This window comes from Pseudomonas sp. Pseusp16 (genome assembly GCF_047324915.1).
In the GTDB taxonomy this organism is placed as follows: Bacteria; Pseudomonadota; Gammaproteobacteria; order Pseudomonadales; family Pseudomonadaceae; genus Aquipseudomonas; species Aquipseudomonas fluorescens_CD.
Genome location: NZ_CP168522.1, coordinates 1946819 through 1961834 on the forward strand (window position 1 = coordinate 1946819; position 15016 = coordinate 1961834).

The following is a 15016-nucleotide window of genomic DNA, read 5'->3' on the forward strand; positions in this document are numbered from 1 at the left end:
TCTCCTGTACAGAAACAACAAACCCCGCTCGCGGCGGGGTATTGAGGGGAATCACTACCGTCAGCGGGCTTTAGTTGTTACCGCACCGACTGACTTGTTCAGACCGCGATAATCCAGCGCCGCGACCCCGGCATCGATCCGCACCTTGCTCGTCACGCCATCAATGGTGAAACCCTGCTGCTGCTCCATGTAGGGCTGTTCAACGCCGTCCAGGTAAGCGACTTCGATGGTGTCAGTACCTTGGCGGGCGGCTTCATACCAGGTGACTGGCGAATCATCGTCCAGGCGTGGCTCGGCGATCACCGTGGCGAAATTGCGGATCGGGTTGTCGATGCCGGCATTGGTGTCGACGCCAGGCACCGACGCCGAGCGGATCAGTTGGTTGGTCTTGTCTTCCAGCGCCACCGGCACCAGGACAAACGCCGGGCGAATGTTCAGGGTGCGGGCCTTGCCACCCTCGACCTCGGTTTTCTGCAAGGCCATGGCGGTCTTGGCCTTGCTCAGCGCCTCAATCGACATATTCGCGCCGGTACCGGAGAACAGGTTGTTGCGCTCAGCATCGAACAGCGCTTTGCCGTCGCTCATCACCGGTGAATGGATCAACGTGTCATAGACCAGATCACCGATGGTGCCGCGCGCGGCCAGACCCATGTTGTAAGGCACCGTGCTCAACTGGTCGAGGTCATCGTTGATGATCGCCTGCCGGGTGATGCTGAACATCTCACCGTAGGTTGCCAGGCGGATTTTTTCGCCACGGTCATTGGTGGTGATGTATTTGTATTCAGCCCCTGGGCGGACTTCACGCAGGCTCGGAAACGCACCCATGCCGACCCGGGACGCCACCTTGAAGTCACTCAAGCGGCCCTTTTTGGTCCACAGGTGATAGGTCTCCGGCGCCTCGTCCCAGCCGAGCAGGACCGACTTGGCGGCGCTGTCCACCAGGATGTTGCCGAAGTCGCTGGAGTCATGGGTGAACGCCAAGCCGACCATGGCCATCGGATCAAGGGTGGCCACTAGAATGCCGCGATCATGCAGCGAGGCACGGGCCAGCTCGCGCAGGCTCATGTGGTTATAGGCGTTGTCTTTCTGGTTTTCCGCCTGACCCAAACGACCGGCCAGCGAGGCGCGCACCGAATCGCCAACCAAGTTGCCGTTGCTAATGTGGCCATGGTGGTGAGGTCCACCCGTTGGGGTGGTGGTCGAGCCCAGCGCAACCAGCAGTTTTTCCCGCGCCATCTCGGCCGTGCAGCTCAGGTCATTGAGACAGGTGTTGAGTAGCTCGGTGTGGCTGGTGACCAGTGAGCCGCAGAACGCGGCATTGATTGCCGTGCGGCGCTCCCCGTCCGCCGCCATGACCTGGGTGCGCATCTGATCCAAGGTTAGCGCGACCGGCGCCGGATCGACAGTCGACGCTGGGGTCGGGGCTGGAGCTGGGGCCGGTGCTGGGGTTGGAGCGGAAGCGCGCGGATTGAACAGATTTTGTGCCGAGGTAGGCATGTTGGTGAACTCCTGCATGCGTTTTGAAGTGAGTTGAGCGGCCGCCTTGAACGTATCGAGCACCTTGTCAGCGAAACCGGCCGCCACCGCTTCGTTGCCATCCATCCAGGTTTCCGCCTTGAGCAGCGCCTGAATGTCCTCGATCGCCTTGCCCGACTTGCGCGTATACGCCTGAATCAGCGTGCTCTCGACCTTGTCGAGTAAGTCGGCGTACTCGCGCATGGCGTCGGCATCACCTACCTGACCACCCCATGGCTTGTGAATCATCATCATGGCGTTGGCCGGCATGTTGATTTCATCCCCGGCCATGGCAATCACGCTGGCCATCGAAGCGGCGAGACCGTCGATGTACACCACCACCCGCGCCGAATGGCCGCGCAGCAGGTTGTACATGGTGGTCCCCTCAAACACGTCGCCGCCCGGAGAGTGAATGTGCAGGTTGATCTGAGACACATCGCCGATGGCGGCCAAATCGCGGGCGAACTGTTTGGCGGTAATGCCCCAGGCGCCGATCTCGTCGTACAGCATCACCTCGACCACCCCGCGCTGCTGCGCCGCACGGAGCGAGTACCAGCTTTCACCGGGCTTATTCGTCGGGGTTATCGAGGCCCTCGGCCTCATCATCGGCAGGCTTCGTTTTGTTTTGCTGTTCATTGCTTTGCGTTTTTCCATAGGTCTCGTGATAGAAGTCCGAACTGAAGACCAGTCCCTGTTCCCGGTTGGTTTTGATTTCCGAAGCCCGGGAACGCTTGAGTTCCTGCGGATTGCGCTGCCGCGCCCGCGCCACTTCCGATTCATCGGAAAAGCCGGCCTCGACCAGAATTTTCCAGGCATTGGCCTCATGGATCGGGTTGATCCAAGGCATCACTGGCCCTTGGTAGATCGCGCCAAACACCGTGTCCGGATCAACGTCGACCGGCACCTTGATCACCCCGCTGGCAATCGCCATGTGCAGCCATTCGCGATAGACCGGGCGGCTCCAGTAGTCGATAAATTCGTGCTGCAGCAGGTCATAACCTGCCTGCCCCTCGACCAGCTCCTGACGCTGTGCGGAATAGGTGCCGTCGTAACTGCGGGCCACGCTGGAGTAGGTGCCTCGGGTGCCGGCGGCCACGGCCTTGAGTTGACCGTTGCGGAAGCCTTCCAGAAAAGGGTTGGGCCGATTGCTCTCGATCATGCCGACGTCCTCGCCGGGCAGCAGGCCGTCGAATACCATGCCCGGGCCGATGGGAATGCTGCGAGCAGCGGCAGCCTGGCCATTCACTGCCGATGGCGTGGTGTAGTCGTCCGGTGTGCCTTTTTTGATGTACATCGCCAGTGCCGCGCTGATACGTGCGGCAACTCGTTCGCTTTCCTCGTAATCCTTGATGTCCGCCAGGCGAATCAGCACGGCATGCAGCAAGGGTTGGCCGCGGTTTTGACCGATGCGCTTACGGTGCGCGATGTGAATCATCTGTTCGACCGGCACGCGCTTAGTAGTCAAAGTCAGCTGGAAACCGGCGGCATGCCCGGGGTGATGCTTGACCAGGTGATAGGCCCGGACCCGCCGCCATTGATTGCGCTCGATTCCTTGCACGATGCCCTTGGCTTCATCGTTGTATTCCCACGGCAGGTAATCCGGCTCCAGCAACTCCAAAGCGAAGGGCACTACGCTCAAATGCTCATAGCTGGGCACGCACCCCTTGAGCTTCTGCGCCAAGGCTTCGCCATCGCGCAGCCAAGTTCGGCACACCTGCCGTTCCATCTGTGGTCGGGACAGCTCGCCGGACGTTTCCGGGCGCAATGACCACTCGGCCCAGCGTGCCTTGATCTGCGCCGCAAACTCCAGATGCACTTCCCCGGCGTAACTCAAGGGAAACGGCTCGACCGCGATGCCCATGCCGCCCACCACTCGCTCTTCCAGGCGATCGAACAAGCCGGTGACGATGTCATGGTCTTCGTCCAACTTGCGGCACTGCTCGCGCAAAGAGCGCGCCGAACGCTGCAGCGAGCGGTCCGCGCTGGCAGATTGTTTTTTGGCTTGGTGGGTGCGGGTCGCCTGCGCCGCTTCAAAGGCCATGATGGTGCTACGGGCACGCAGACGGTCAGCCACCAGCCCGGGAAATACCGGGGCCAGCACGCGATCCAGCAGGTTCATCGGAATGTCGCCAAGGCGTACGGCGGTTGCCCCGCCGCTGCTGCCTGTTGTGCTCGCAGCCGGCGCTCCCATTCCAATCGGCCGGCGCGAATTTCTTCCAGATCATCCATGATCAGTTTGCGACCATTGAAGAGGATTTCTTTGCCCTGCAGGATGGCCAATTCGGCCTCCAGATAACGGTCCACCATATCTTGAGCGGTTATAGCCATGCGCCTTGCCCTGTATTAAGCCAGCCACCCGACTCGGCGGGCTGGTCGGATGATTGTTCCGGCTCTAGCTGAGACACCGGGGCTGGGGCCGATTTCGGTGCGGCAACGGTGGCCGGTTTGCTTTCCTGCTCGATACTCACCGGCACAACCCAAGTGCCTGACGGCAACTTCTGTGCGAGCAGGTCGAGATTCATGCCAAAGCGCTGCTGTGTTATGCGTAGAGCTGCCAACGCGTACACCAGGCAATCGAGCGCTTCGTTTCGTCGCCCGCCTGCGTCCCAACGCTGGACGCGCTGGTGTTTGACGATCACCCACTTGCGGCGCTCGGCGGTCAGTTGCCGCAATTCGTCTTCGCCGCAAATCATCTCGTTGGCAGGCAAGTGGATACAGCCAGGCACAGGCACGCCCGAACCGTCCGGCTGCATCTTGAGACGGCCATAAATCAGCTCTTTGGCATTGTCGGTACCCACTTCGACCAGGTACACACGCCCGCCTTTGACCTTGGTTTTCTTACGCGGCCAGGTCGCAATCGGCTTGCCGTAGGTCGAGGCACCGAATACAGGGATCACCCACTGGGTGCCGTGCTTGATGCATTCCTCACGTACTTCGTCGCAGTAGTGACCACCTTGGTCCCAACACCAACGCTCCACACCCATCACCGTGCCATCCGCCCGGGTGAAGGTCTTGTGGATTTCGATGCCGACCTTGGCCCGTAGCTCGATGCTGCCCGGGTCACCTTGAAGCACGAACTTATGGACCAGCCACGCTTCCTCACCCGCGCCAAATGCCCAAACCCGGCCCTCATAGCGGTCATCCTGAGTATCAATACCGCCGAACAGGGCAACCGCTTTAGCCGGCACTTGCGGGTATATCTCCCGGCGCGCGTGCAACTGCTGCCACTCCAACTGCTCGCCTTGGTCCTCTTCCCACGCTTCGCCCAGCGTGGTGTTGACGAAAGTTTTGAGCTTGCCCCGATCCTTCTTGATCTTGAGCCATTCCGTGACGACTTCAGCCCAGGTCACAAACTCCGAGTACACCGTCCAGATATGGAAAGTCACCGAACGCGGTGACGGCATTGAAGTGTCCACATCGGTGAACCAGTCCATGCCGTCACGCGTCCAGATACCGGTCCGCTCGCAGATGTAACGACCGTTCACCGATGCAGCGACCATTTCGTGGTATTCGAAGGTACAGCCATGGCCGGACTCGCACAGGTACCAGGCCTTAATCACCTGCCCCAGTTCATCCACGGCCCACTTGATACCGAACGGCGTAGCCGGGTCGCCCCACTTCAGGTATTGCTCGGTCCCGCAGCACGGGCACATGATGTTGAAACGCAGAAAGTGCGGGGAATCATTGGCCGCCCGCGTGATCTGGCAACCCTCCCCCGAAATTTCCTCATTGTCGTCAGCGACAACCACTGTCGTCGGGGTCGATCCGCGTATGGACTTTTTGAACGTGGCACCTTCCAGGCGCTTGTCGCCAAGAATGGTCGGAGCCCCCTCGCCCTCGATGTCCGCGTTGAACTTCGATAGCTCGTCATAGATCACTTCATCCGGGCTTTTCTCCCGGTAGTTTTTTGCCGCCGTACCACCCAGGCACCAAAGCATCTTGGCGTTATCGAACCGTTTTTCATCCAGTGTGTTATCGCGATGCTTCACCCCATACCAAGGCGCCAAGGCACGCACCACAGGACTGTCACGAATCATTGTTTCGATGTGCCGCTTCATCATCCCGTCAGCGTCGCCATCGGTTGGGCACCAGACGATGACGTTGCGTTTCTTGTGCTGGACCTTGTAGCCCATGTTGGCTACCAGCATTTTGGTGTAGCCAACCCGCGCCGATTTCAGCACGTTGACTTCACGGATCAGGTCGTTACCCATCGCGTTGAGAATCGCGACCTGAAAAGGCGCCGTCGTCCAATCGCCCTCTTGATAGGACGACTCAGACGACAGATAGAAGTGCTCATCAGCCCACTCAACCGCTGTGCGCGGCGGCTCTTTGTAGAGTCCGGCGAGCCCCTTGCGGACACCCTCAACCAGCGCCCTCATCCAAGGTGTCGACAAACTCATCAAGCAACTCCGGCAAAAGATCAGCCAAGCCGACCGCATCGTTACGCGTCACGGCGACTTCACGCTGGATCGCCTCAAGGTGACGCACCTCGATGTCGGGGCACTTGCGTTTAACCTTCAAGTGCACGGTATCGAGGGTTGACCCGAGCTTTGCGCTCAGGCGAGATAATGCGAACAAGCAAAAATCGACCGGTACCAGCTTCTTGGCCTTCACCTTATTTCGCATTTCCTGAGCGTCCGCCTGCTCAGTTGTCAGTCGCAGTTTTTGCTGCGCCTGTTTGTATTCAATGAGCGGATCGATCGGATCACCGTTGTCGTCGACAGGTTGGTCTTTTGTCACCTGATGCTTGAGCCGGTTATCCAGCACCGACCGGACGTCGTAGAAGACATCGCGGCCGATCTTCGCAACAGGCTGAACGCCCCATTTATCAAAGGCCTGAGTCGTGATGCCGAGGCTGGTAGCCATGCGCGATTTGTTCAGCCAATGAGGCTCGCGGGAGATGGTCGGATTGGCCATGGACTAAACAACAACCTCGATTCAAAAATGGGTCATATATAGCGAAGCAGCGGGGCCCGAATTACCCCCTGCCCCCCGCCCCCTCGGGAGGACCCGTTAAATTTTCGTCTGGGCAAACAAGTCGAGCATCACCAGCCAGAACCGGTCTTTCTTGCTCGTCGTTAGGGCTTGGCAGTGGCCATTGCATCGGCAAATGCATCGCGGAACTCAGCGCTGTAGTTGGCCTTGCAGATGTTGTTGGCGATCTTGAAGAACGGGAAGATCGTGCGGTACATCGGCGCGCTCCGGCTGAAGACAAACATCGGCCTGATCGCATCACCGAACGCCGTCTCTTTGCGCTCCCACACACCGGCCGTTCCTCCAACGATGCCGGAGAAATAGCTCCTGGCATTGCCCTTGCGCTGACTGCGCTTGCTGTTCGAGGCATTGGCCTGATAGCCACGCGAGGTTTCAGCGGCCCCCAAGCCCGACAAGATCCGGGTCATCGTTCCTCGGGAAACGTTGCCATGCTTGTCGAGCACATTGGGATTAGGGATCGCGAACTGGCTGGACTTCATAAAGCCACGCGCGATCAGAGCCTTTTCAAAGCGCTTATGCGGTCGTGGCCCGCCCCTGACAGTCTGCTGAAGGTAGGTATCAGCGGGAATACCCGAGGTCCAAGAGTCCTTGAAATACACTTCGGCTGGCTTGCTTTTGGTGGCCATTTTGACGAACAGGCTGTTCATCGTAGTTCGGGTTGGCCGGTCCAAGCGCTGCGCCATGACGGCCAGTTCACCCTTCTTCACCTGCTGAGCCAAGCGTGTAGCGGTCAAGGCAAGCACATGCGGAATGTGCTTTTTCTCCAGCTCCAGCAGCGCTTCAGACACGGGCAGCATGTTGGGCGTGATCTTGATTTTGACCATTTAGTTTTCCGCGATAGCCGAGAAATAGCTGTCTTGCGTCCCGTTGAGCGGGTCATGCAGGCTGCTTTACCACGCTATGAATTATGCGATCTGATACCAGCTTTCCTGGCCAGAAACTGGGTGTACAAACCGCCGGTTACATCAGCACCGATGACCGCGATTACGATGCCTAGACCGGCGGCAAGATAGAAGCTGCTCCACAGCGCCATCGCGAGCAACAGCGTAGCCATACCCAACAGGCCAGACGCAAGAAAACGCAGAGCTACTCGCTGGAGGATCTGTCGAAGACCAAGGTCAGTACCTGAGGCTCTCAACATCTCCCCAGACAAACCGGCCATGCTCAACAATACCAATAGCCAAAGGGGCACATCGGCGAGAGCCTGATGCTCTGTGTTCATCTGTAGTCCTCGAATAGGTCCGGCCTCTATGTCACTGTCATCCGCTCGAAGCAAAGAGCCAGGCATAGGGCCGAAAACGAAAAAGCCCCGCTCGATGGCAGGGCTTATAAAAGGGTACAAAAAACCCGACTCAATGGTCGGGCTCTTGAAAGGCGTCTCGCTGCGTTCACAGCAACACACGCTGCTATAAAAGCAGGTCTATTCCGTGCGGAAAAGGTCTTTCCGTAGCGTATGCGAAATTACCCCCCGACCTGCCCACCGCGTTTGCCTTCGACCTAACCATCGGATACATGAAATTTGCCCAATATGCTTGAACAATGATGGATAGAAAATAACGCACATCAGGTCTGCGCGACAGGCGGCAATCGGCCAGAAGCGGTCGGTCGCCAAAGCCATATCAAAATCACTCACCGCTAAGACAATCTGGCACTTTTTTGAGTTTGGCGAGCTCTAAACGTTGCATTCGTCGATAAGTGCGCCTTGAAGATGACATTTTTATTACAATTTAATGGCAAACCTTCCGGGTAAGAAGATGAAAGTCAGAGCTACAGTCATATGCGAGAGAGATAGGCATATCTTGCTCGTTCGAAAACCGAAGTCGAAATGGGTTCTGCCTGGTGGCAGGGTGGAGGCTGGCGAAGCTATCGCTGGAGCTGCCGTCCGAGAACTCCAAGAAGAAACCGGGCTGAACGTTGATCAGCTCCTGTACATTTTTGAGTTCGATGCAGGCAACACACGCCACCATGTTTTTGAAGCTTCTGTCCCAGATGCCGAAAACGCCGCACCTCAAAACGAGATCTCCGAGTGCATTTGGCATTCTCTGAGCGCGTTTCATGACTTAGATACAAGCGATGCTACGAAATCAATTCTCAGATCATTTCTACGCCGCCTCTAGTCCCGGTTGAATCACCCCTTCGCATCATTCCGAGTGACAGTAATGGGTCGGTTTCAGCCGGTCGTGGAAGGCAGAAATCGGCCAAAAAGGACGTCCACCCCTGTTTACAGAACCGCCGTCAACCACAGCAACAAAAAAGGCCCTTCTTGGGCCGTTTTTTATTCAAAACAAAATCATTTGGTCAACCAAGACTCGACAGTCGTGGAGCCGTACTCAGCTTTCCAGTTTTTAAGCGTTTTGTGATTACCACTTTTGGTATGTACGAAAATGCCAGTGTGCGGATTTTTGTAGACCTTCATTTGGTGAGGTTTACGGGTACCGGCTTTGCGCTCGGGAGCACGTTCACTTCGACCAGCCTGTGGATCAAGAAGTTTGATCACGTTTGGCAAGCTGTAGCCGTACTCAGCTAGCAGAGAGCGGAGCTTCGCTTCGAACTCAATTTCTATCTCTAGACCAGCATCACCTTTCAGCGCCTCGAGTGCTTGACGCTGCTCGGCGAGGTTCTTTTCAAGCTGACGGATCTCTGCGAGTTTGGACATAGCAGATCTCTTTAGATAGTTTCCTAGCAGTGACTGAAAATCGGCTGACGCAATAGATATAGATGGTGAAGAACGTCAACGCTATGAACCGTCCCTGATTTCGTAGATGTTTCTGGCCGTGAACTCTTGGATCTATTTGCGCATTATTTCATTTCCAGCGACAGTTTTTGCTGAGTTCTGCCCTTGCTGACCGGCAGCAATGGGTCGACTACTGCCCTTCGTCAGGGGCAGCAAGCGGCCAAAAGCTGCCTCTCATATGGGCTCTACGATATCGGGACCGATTCATCCTGATCTGCCAGGCCATCGACTCCAATCTGGTGGTTCGTAAAGCTAGACTATGCTCGTGGAATCGTTCAATTAGGAGATATTCGTGGGATATCTTTTGAGAGGCCAGAGAATGTCTTCTATTGGCCGATTCTGCAGTTAAGAAAGGCGCTCCGAAGAGCGCCTCGTTTGCTGCTATCAGTTGATTTGTTTCAGATCAGACTTCCCCGAGCCATCAATGTTGATGCGCCGAGGCTTGGCTTCCTCTGGTACAACCCGCAGCAGATCAATGCTCAACAGCCCATTGGACAACGATGCATTTTGAACCTCAATGTGATCCGCTAAACGGAAAGACAGTCGAAATGCACGTTGAGCGATTCCCTGATGAAGGTAAATCGTCTCCTGATCGCTTTCTCGCTTGCCACCGGCGATGGTCAAAACCTCCTTCTCGACTTGAATGTCCAAATCCTCCTCACTCAGACCCGCCGCAGCTATGACGATTCGATAATGATCGTCACCGTGCTTCTCGACGTTATGAGGTGGGTAGGTAGTCGAGGCCGCCTCGCTGCGTAGCGCGGATTCAAAAAGGTCGTTGAAACGATCAAAGCCTACCGACTGACGGAACAGTGGGGCCAACGAAACGGTACTAGCCATAGCTAAATCTCCTGAGTTTTCTCCAAGTGATTTATGGCGCGACCCGGTTTCGGCATCGCGTACAAAAATATATAGCGATGTGAGAAAAACGATTCAAGAGGAGCAAAAATAATTTTTTATTCTCAAAAGACGAAGGCATCAACGAGGTCATTTATATTGGCCAAAGGCATCGGCTTGGCACGCCCTTTATCGCTTCGAAAGCTGACTGGTTGCCGGAAGGGCAAACACTACAACCGGGACGACCTCAATAACCAATACAGAGCTAGACAACTTACTGAGAAACGAAAGCCCCAAAGTCGCAGTTAAAGTTATTGACGTTTGCCAATCTGGACCCCCTACATAAAAGATGAATCGCCCCTGACTTTGTAGACGCAAATGACTGGCAGCAATGGGTCGGTCTCTGCCTGTCGCGACAGGCAGCAATCGGCTAATAGCTTAGGCAGCTTTCCGTATTTCATCGACAGCACAATCGATCCATGCCGCCCCTGCTCTCGCCAGCTCCCGCGCTTTCCCTTCGCTTATACCGTAGTGCTTGCCAACCCGTACCATCGGCCATTTAGCACCGTAGTAGAGCCAAATAATGTCGCCCATTTGTCCATCACGGTGTGAGAGGCGCGCAACTGCGTAATCAATAGCGCCGGCCCATTCATCTGTAATGCAATAGCTTTTGCTCGCAGACACCTGCGGCATCGCCTGACGCATTAGCGCAAATGTTGGTGAGATGTAGTTGGGAACGCCTGCCCCATCCATCCGCCACCATCCCCACTGTTCCAGCAGGTATTCGGTATCACCCAAAGGTCGGCCCGCTGGCTTTCGAATCATCATGTTCTCAATCCCCTGTGTAATTTGTACCGCCGGCACCGCGACGGTTGTTCTGTTGGTAGTACTCGGCCGGACCAGGTATCGACGAGCCATGCTGGAGCGCTTCAATCTCTCGCTGGGCCTGCTGCAATTTGAAGCTCAACTGGGTGACTAACTCGTCCGAAGAAAGCACCAACCTACTCCCTCGAATAACCCAACCAGAGCCGTTGCAAGCAGTACAAATAAGCTCATAAAACAGCCCATTCACTACCGCTTTGCCCTTGCAGGTTGGGCAAGGCTCTAGCTCGATCCGCCCCCTCTTAAAGCCATACCCCTGCCCTTTCTGCATGTTTGAATCCTCTTGTAAGATTAATTTCTGTTTTCGGCTTCAGGCCAACCAGCCCGAGGGGTCCAGGGCAACCGGCTTACTCGTGCGTCTTGCTCCTGTCTTGTCCTGCAATGCATCAAAACCCTGTGCATCAAGCCAGCCGTGCCACCGCTCCAGAGCGTTGCGCTTTACCACCTCGCCCATCGCCTGAAAGTAAGTGCGCTCCAATTCGGTCAGGGCGTGGTTGAGTAGCAGCTTGCCCACCAGCGAATCGACACCGAGGTTGGCCCAGATGGAAGGCGCCAGTTTGCGCAGGTCGTGACTGGTCCACTCACCCGCCCCCAACCGGGCAAAAATGGCAAAGGCCTGGCTGCGTGATATCGGGCGCCCCGCACGTGAAGTCGCCGGAAACAGGTACGCCCCGTCGTAACCCTCGGCCCGCTGCTGCGCTCGGTAGCGCTCCAGAAAAGCCACGGCCTGCGTGGTCAACGGCAACAGGTGGTCGCGCTTGGATTTCGTGTCATCGGCCGGGATGAACCACTCCCCCGCGTCCAGGTGGATGTTTTTCCACATTGCCAGACGTGTTTCGGTGATCCGCGTGGCATGGGTCAACATCAACACCAGCAGCGTCACGGCCACCGGTTCCGCGTTGAACGCTTCGCCCCATTCGGCCAGTAGGTCCACCACGGCAACGTGTCGCAAGCGCGCGCCCTTGGGCTTGATTTTGGCCTTGGTGAAGTGACTGAACGACACCCCGAGTAGTGGATTCACGGTGATCTTTTTCAGCGTCAAGGCGGCGCCGAACACCACCTTCAGTACGTCCAACACCGACTTGACGTAGGACAGGCTGTATTCGGCCTGCATGTGCCAGACCAAGTGTCGGTCCAAGGTATCGGCATTGAGTTTGCACAAGGGCAAATCACCCAGAGCGGGCAACAACTGGCAGCGGATCGCCGACAACGACGATCCCCGGCGGCTTTTGGACAAACTGTTATCGGTGTACAAGCGCGCGGCATACCACTCCAGTACCTGCCCGACCCGCTCCCAGCCATCCACTGTGGCTGCTGCCGTCGGATCGGCCAACAACCGGGCCTGCACTACCGGCAAGCTGTCGAGCATCACCCGCGCAGGCACGTCGGGCCAATTGGCAGCCTTTTTCCATTTGGCGCCCTTGTCGAAACGCACAAGGTGCCAACTGCCTTTGCTACGGTCGTGACGATAACGAAACCGCAGCGGGTGCCGCGGATCTTTCAGCTCGGTTATGGTCGGGTCGATGGCATGCTGTTTGATGACTGCATCAGATAGTTTCACAGTCAAGGTTTTCAACGGAGCTGTCATTGCTCATCACCCTCGCTAAACCGATCGATCATCAGAAGCCCTCCTTACCGCGTTGAGATTCCCACTCGAATGCCACGCCAATGCAGCCGTTTTCGCGGATGCGGTCGACACATCGCGCACCAATGGCGTCGTTCAGTTCGGTGGGAGACAGGTTGCTGACAATGATCGTCGGACGGCATTGCTCGTAACGACCATTGATGATGCTGAACAGCGTGGCCAGCTCGAACTCACTCTGCTTGGTTGCACCAACTTCATCGAGCACCAGCAGGTCCGCGCCAATCACCTCCCGCAAGATGTGCGCCTCGGACTCGCCTGAGCGATCATTGAACGTCGCCCGAATCTCGCCGATGAGCGTGCCCACCGTGCGGTAAATCGCCTTGACCATGCATTCGTTGATCAGGTGACTGGCCGAAGCAATGGCCAGGTGAGTCTTGCCGGTACCGACCTTCCCCAACAGCAACATGCAGCGACCTTCCCGGCGATGCTTCGAAAAGTTGTCGACGTAGTCGGTACACGCATCCAAGGCAATCTGCTGGGCCGGATTCGATACGACGAAATCGGCGAATGTCTTTTCCGCGAAACGCTTAGGAATCCGGGCGCTTGAATGCTGAACAATCCGAAACTGCAGGCGCTTGCGCTCAAGCTCCTGCATGTCGCGTTTGTTGCTCGCGCAGATGGGACAGCCAGACAGGCTGCCGCCCTTGAGGATGACCGACGAGTAACCGCCATGATCCAAGCAGCTTGCTGGCTGACGGCCGATGACGCCGAATTTGCGGTCCATGTGAGCGCCGAAGTTAGAGACGGAAGGTGCCATTGGCGTTCTCCTTGGTGCCGGCCTTGTAATCACGAGTGTCAAAGCCGGAATGGCGACTGGTCGGGAGTGATGTGGGGATGACTGCTTTGTCGGGGAAGATTCCCGTCCATCCGTTGCTGATCGAAAGGGCCAGAACAGAATCGGGGGCTGGATGGTTCGCCAAGGCCTTGGCCTGTTGTTCGCAGCTTTTGGCGGTGAGGGGTTTGTGGATTTCCTTGCGGTGCTGGCACCAATCGCCCCAAACCTCGACGCTGACGTTTTCCGGTTTGGCGGTCAGCGGGTCGAATTTTGATGATTTACCTGGCGCGTTAGCGCCCTGCTTTTCCTGATTACTGGTTACCTGATTGGTACCCTGATTACTGGTACCCTGATTTGTCGGAAATTTTTCCGACCCTCCTCGGATATTTTTCCGACCCTGTTCGGATTTTTTTCCGACCTTGCTCGGAGATTTTTCCGAGGTAGATCGGATTTTTTTCCGACCCTCAAACGCCTCAGAGGTCGGATATTTTTCCGACCCATCCAGCTTGCGATTCCATTCTTTGGCTTTCTCGGTCAAGCGAAACAACGAAACGTTCGCGGTGCTGGATAACTCCACCAAACCTGCTTTTTCGAGCCCTTTGAGAAGCCGATACGCCGTATCGGGTTTATCGGTGAGCAGGGGCAATTCCTCAATGATCTTTGCCTTGGTCAAGACAAAGAAAATCCCGTTATCGGTCTTGATTGCTTTGGCCCAACTGGGGCATTCGTAGACGAAGGAAAACAATTGCGCCTGCTGGGAGTTCAATCCCCACTCCAGCGCTTTCACTTGGTTGATCGTGATGGTGAACTGCATATCACCCCTTCCCGCCTAGCGGGCGGGCTGGGTGTGTCGACTTGTGCAATTCGATCAGTGCCGTCACCTCCTCGTGCCGGGCAGCCAAGTGTTTGGCATGCAAGGCCAAAATCTCCGATGCTTCCACTGCGGTGATTTCGCCATCCTCCAGCGCCAGGGCAATAAGCTGGTCAACCCGACCCCGCTTCACTGCCGTATGTAGAGAACGGTGATGCATGTCCACATTGTCCAGCTCACCAGACTCAGGCAAGCGGACGAATACGCCGCCATACATCGCGCAGATGTAGTCTGGTAGGTGCGTGGTGCCCTGCTCGCTTTCCAGAACCTGTATCTGCTCATCACTGAGTGACCTGCAACCTGCAGATTCGTATATCTGGTTTTTCAATCGCTTTGGATCGATAGCGAGACGGGCCGCTGCGCACGGCTGCCCACCCGGGAAATTTTTTGCCACCTCAACCATCACTAATCGACGGGTGTCTAGTACTGAAACTTTCATGGTCTAGTTTTCTCTCGGCGCCGTTGCGCTCAAAGTTGGCTCATTAGCTGGGCAGCATCCGGCGACGTGACCTTTTTGCGCTTTGGACCGGGAATGGTCTGAGCTCTTCAGCTGTGAAAGAGCCATCTGCGTGTTCAGTAACAAAAATGTCACGACCAACCTGCAGAGCTTTGTTGAGCGACCCTTGGGACATCCCAAGCAGATTTGCTGCGTTGGTTTGCCCGCGTGCACGAGCAAACTCATCCAGACTTTTTCGGCTCATCTCACCGATCTCCTTGATTAAACACCCACCAAGTATCTCCGGCGGAATTTAATTAATCAAG

The 15016-nt window shown here is 56.4% G+C and carries 17 protein-coding genes; 1 reads left to right on the forward strand and 16 read right to left on the reverse strand.

What is annotated here, in order from left to right; genetic code table 11:
• Positions 1–60: 60 nt before the first annotated feature.
• The 7 genes from ACEN8Q_RS08635 to ACEN8Q_RS08665 form a co-directional block, all read right to left on the reverse strand.
• Positions 61–2121: a ClpP-like prohead protease/major capsid protein fusion protein gene (locus ACEN8Q_RS08635; protein ID WP_413704986.1), complete on the reverse strand. Its 2061-nt coding sequence runs from the start codon at positions 2119–2121 to the stop codon at positions 61–63.
• A complete protein-coding gene (locus ACEN8Q_RS08640) occupies positions 2084–3634 on the reverse strand; it encodes a phage portal protein (RefSeq protein ID WP_413704987.1) in 1551 nt (516 codons plus the stop codon). Before ACEN8Q_RS08640 ends, ACEN8Q_RS08635 begins: the two co-directional genes overlap by 38 nt.
• The gene (locus ACEN8Q_RS08645) at positions 3631–3843 is read right to left on the reverse strand and encodes a primosomal replication protein PriB/PriC domain protein (RefSeq protein ID WP_116583236.1); all 213 of its coding nucleotides are present in this window, start codon (positions 3841–3843) and stop codon (positions 3631–3633) included. The genes ACEN8Q_RS08640 and ACEN8Q_RS08645 overlap by 4 nt, the downstream gene beginning before the upstream one ends.
• A complete protein-coding gene (locus ACEN8Q_RS08650) occupies positions 3834–5915 on the reverse strand; it encodes a phage terminase large subunit family protein (protein ID WP_413704988.1) in 2082 nt (693 codons plus the stop codon). Before ACEN8Q_RS08650 ends, ACEN8Q_RS08645 begins: the two co-directional genes overlap by 10 nt.
• Entirely contained in the window at positions 5878–6432 is a 555-nt protein-coding gene (locus tag ACEN8Q_RS08655; RefSeq protein WP_008015854.1) for a terminase small subunit, read from the reverse strand. The genes ACEN8Q_RS08650 and ACEN8Q_RS08655 overlap by 38 nt, the downstream gene beginning before the upstream one ends.
• A 161-nt stretch (positions 6433–6593) precedes the next feature.
• Positions 6594–7334, reverse strand: coding sequence for a hypothetical protein (locus ACEN8Q_RS08660; protein ID WP_413704989.1), 741 nt, complete (start codon positions 7332–7334; stop codon positions 6594–6596).
• Positions 7335–7408: 74 nt separating this feature from the next.
• Complete coding sequence (locus tag ACEN8Q_RS08665) at positions 7409–7732, reverse strand: phage holin family protein (protein ID WP_008015856.1); 324 nt, start codon at positions 7730–7732, stop codon at positions 7409–7411.
• A gap of 532 nt (positions 7733–8264) precedes the next feature.
• On the opposite strand from ACEN8Q_RS08665, the gene ACEN8Q_RS08670 reads away from it, so the two are divergent.
• Entirely contained in the window at positions 8265–8627 is a 363-nt protein-coding gene (locus tag ACEN8Q_RS08670) for an NUDIX hydrolase (RefSeq protein WP_413704990.1), read from the forward strand.
• Between the two features lie 173 nt (positions 8628–8800).
• Here ACEN8Q_RS08670 and ACEN8Q_RS08675 read toward each other — a convergent pair whose 3' ends face one another.
• The 9 genes from ACEN8Q_RS08675 to ACEN8Q_RS08715 all read right to left on the reverse strand — a co-directional run bounded on the left by ACEN8Q_RS08675 (position 8801) and on the right by ACEN8Q_RS08715 (position 14955).
• A complete protein-coding gene (locus ACEN8Q_RS08675; RefSeq protein ID WP_413704991.1) occupies positions 8801–9166 on the reverse strand; it encodes a histone-like nucleoid-structuring protein, MvaT/MvaU family in 366 nt (121 codons plus the stop codon).
• A 462-nt stretch (positions 9167–9628) separates the two neighbouring features.
• A complete protein-coding gene (locus tag ACEN8Q_RS08680) occupies positions 9629–10084 on the reverse strand; it encodes an Hsp20 family protein (protein WP_008020769.1) in 456 nt (151 codons plus the stop codon).
• A 435-nt stretch (positions 10085–10519) separates the two neighbouring features.
• Positions 10520–10909 carry an antiterminator Q family protein gene (locus ACEN8Q_RS08685; protein ID WP_413704992.1) on the reverse strand — a complete coding sequence of 130 codons (390 nt, stop codon included), beginning with the start codon at positions 10907–10909 and terminating at the stop codon, positions 10520–10522.
• Positions 10910–10913: 4 nt separating this feature from the next.
• Positions 10914–11234, reverse strand: a complete 321-nt coding sequence (locus ACEN8Q_RS08690) for a hypothetical protein (RefSeq protein WP_413704993.1) — start codon at positions 11232–11234, stop codon at positions 10914–10916.
• A 39-nt stretch (positions 11235–11273) separates the two neighbouring features.
• On the reverse strand, positions 11274–12551 hold the full coding sequence (locus ACEN8Q_RS08695; protein ID WP_413704994.1) for a tyrosine-type recombinase/integrase: 1278 nt from the start codon (positions 12549–12551) through the stop codon (positions 11274–11276).
• 31 nt (positions 12552–12582) lie between these two features.
• A complete protein-coding gene (locus tag ACEN8Q_RS08700; protein WP_413704995.1) occupies positions 12583–13365 on the reverse strand; it encodes an ATP-binding protein in 783 nt (260 codons plus the stop codon).
• Entirely contained in the window at positions 13346–14197 is an 852-nt protein-coding gene (locus ACEN8Q_RS08705; RefSeq protein WP_413704996.1) for a hypothetical protein, read from the reverse strand. Before ACEN8Q_RS08705 ends, ACEN8Q_RS08700 begins: the two co-directional genes overlap by 20 nt.
• Position 14198: 1 nt before the next feature.
• Positions 14199–14693 (reverse strand): YmfL family putative regulatory protein, encoded by a 495-nt coding sequence (locus ACEN8Q_RS08710; protein ID WP_413704997.1) that lies wholly within the window; start codon positions 14691–14693, stop codon positions 14199–14201.
• A gap of 43 nt (positions 14694–14736) precedes the next feature.
• Complete coding sequence (locus tag ACEN8Q_RS08715; RefSeq protein ID WP_413704998.1) at positions 14737–14955, reverse strand: Cro/CI family transcriptional regulator; 219 nt, start codon at positions 14953–14955, stop codon at positions 14737–14739.
• Positions 14956–15016 lie beyond the last annotated feature (61 nt).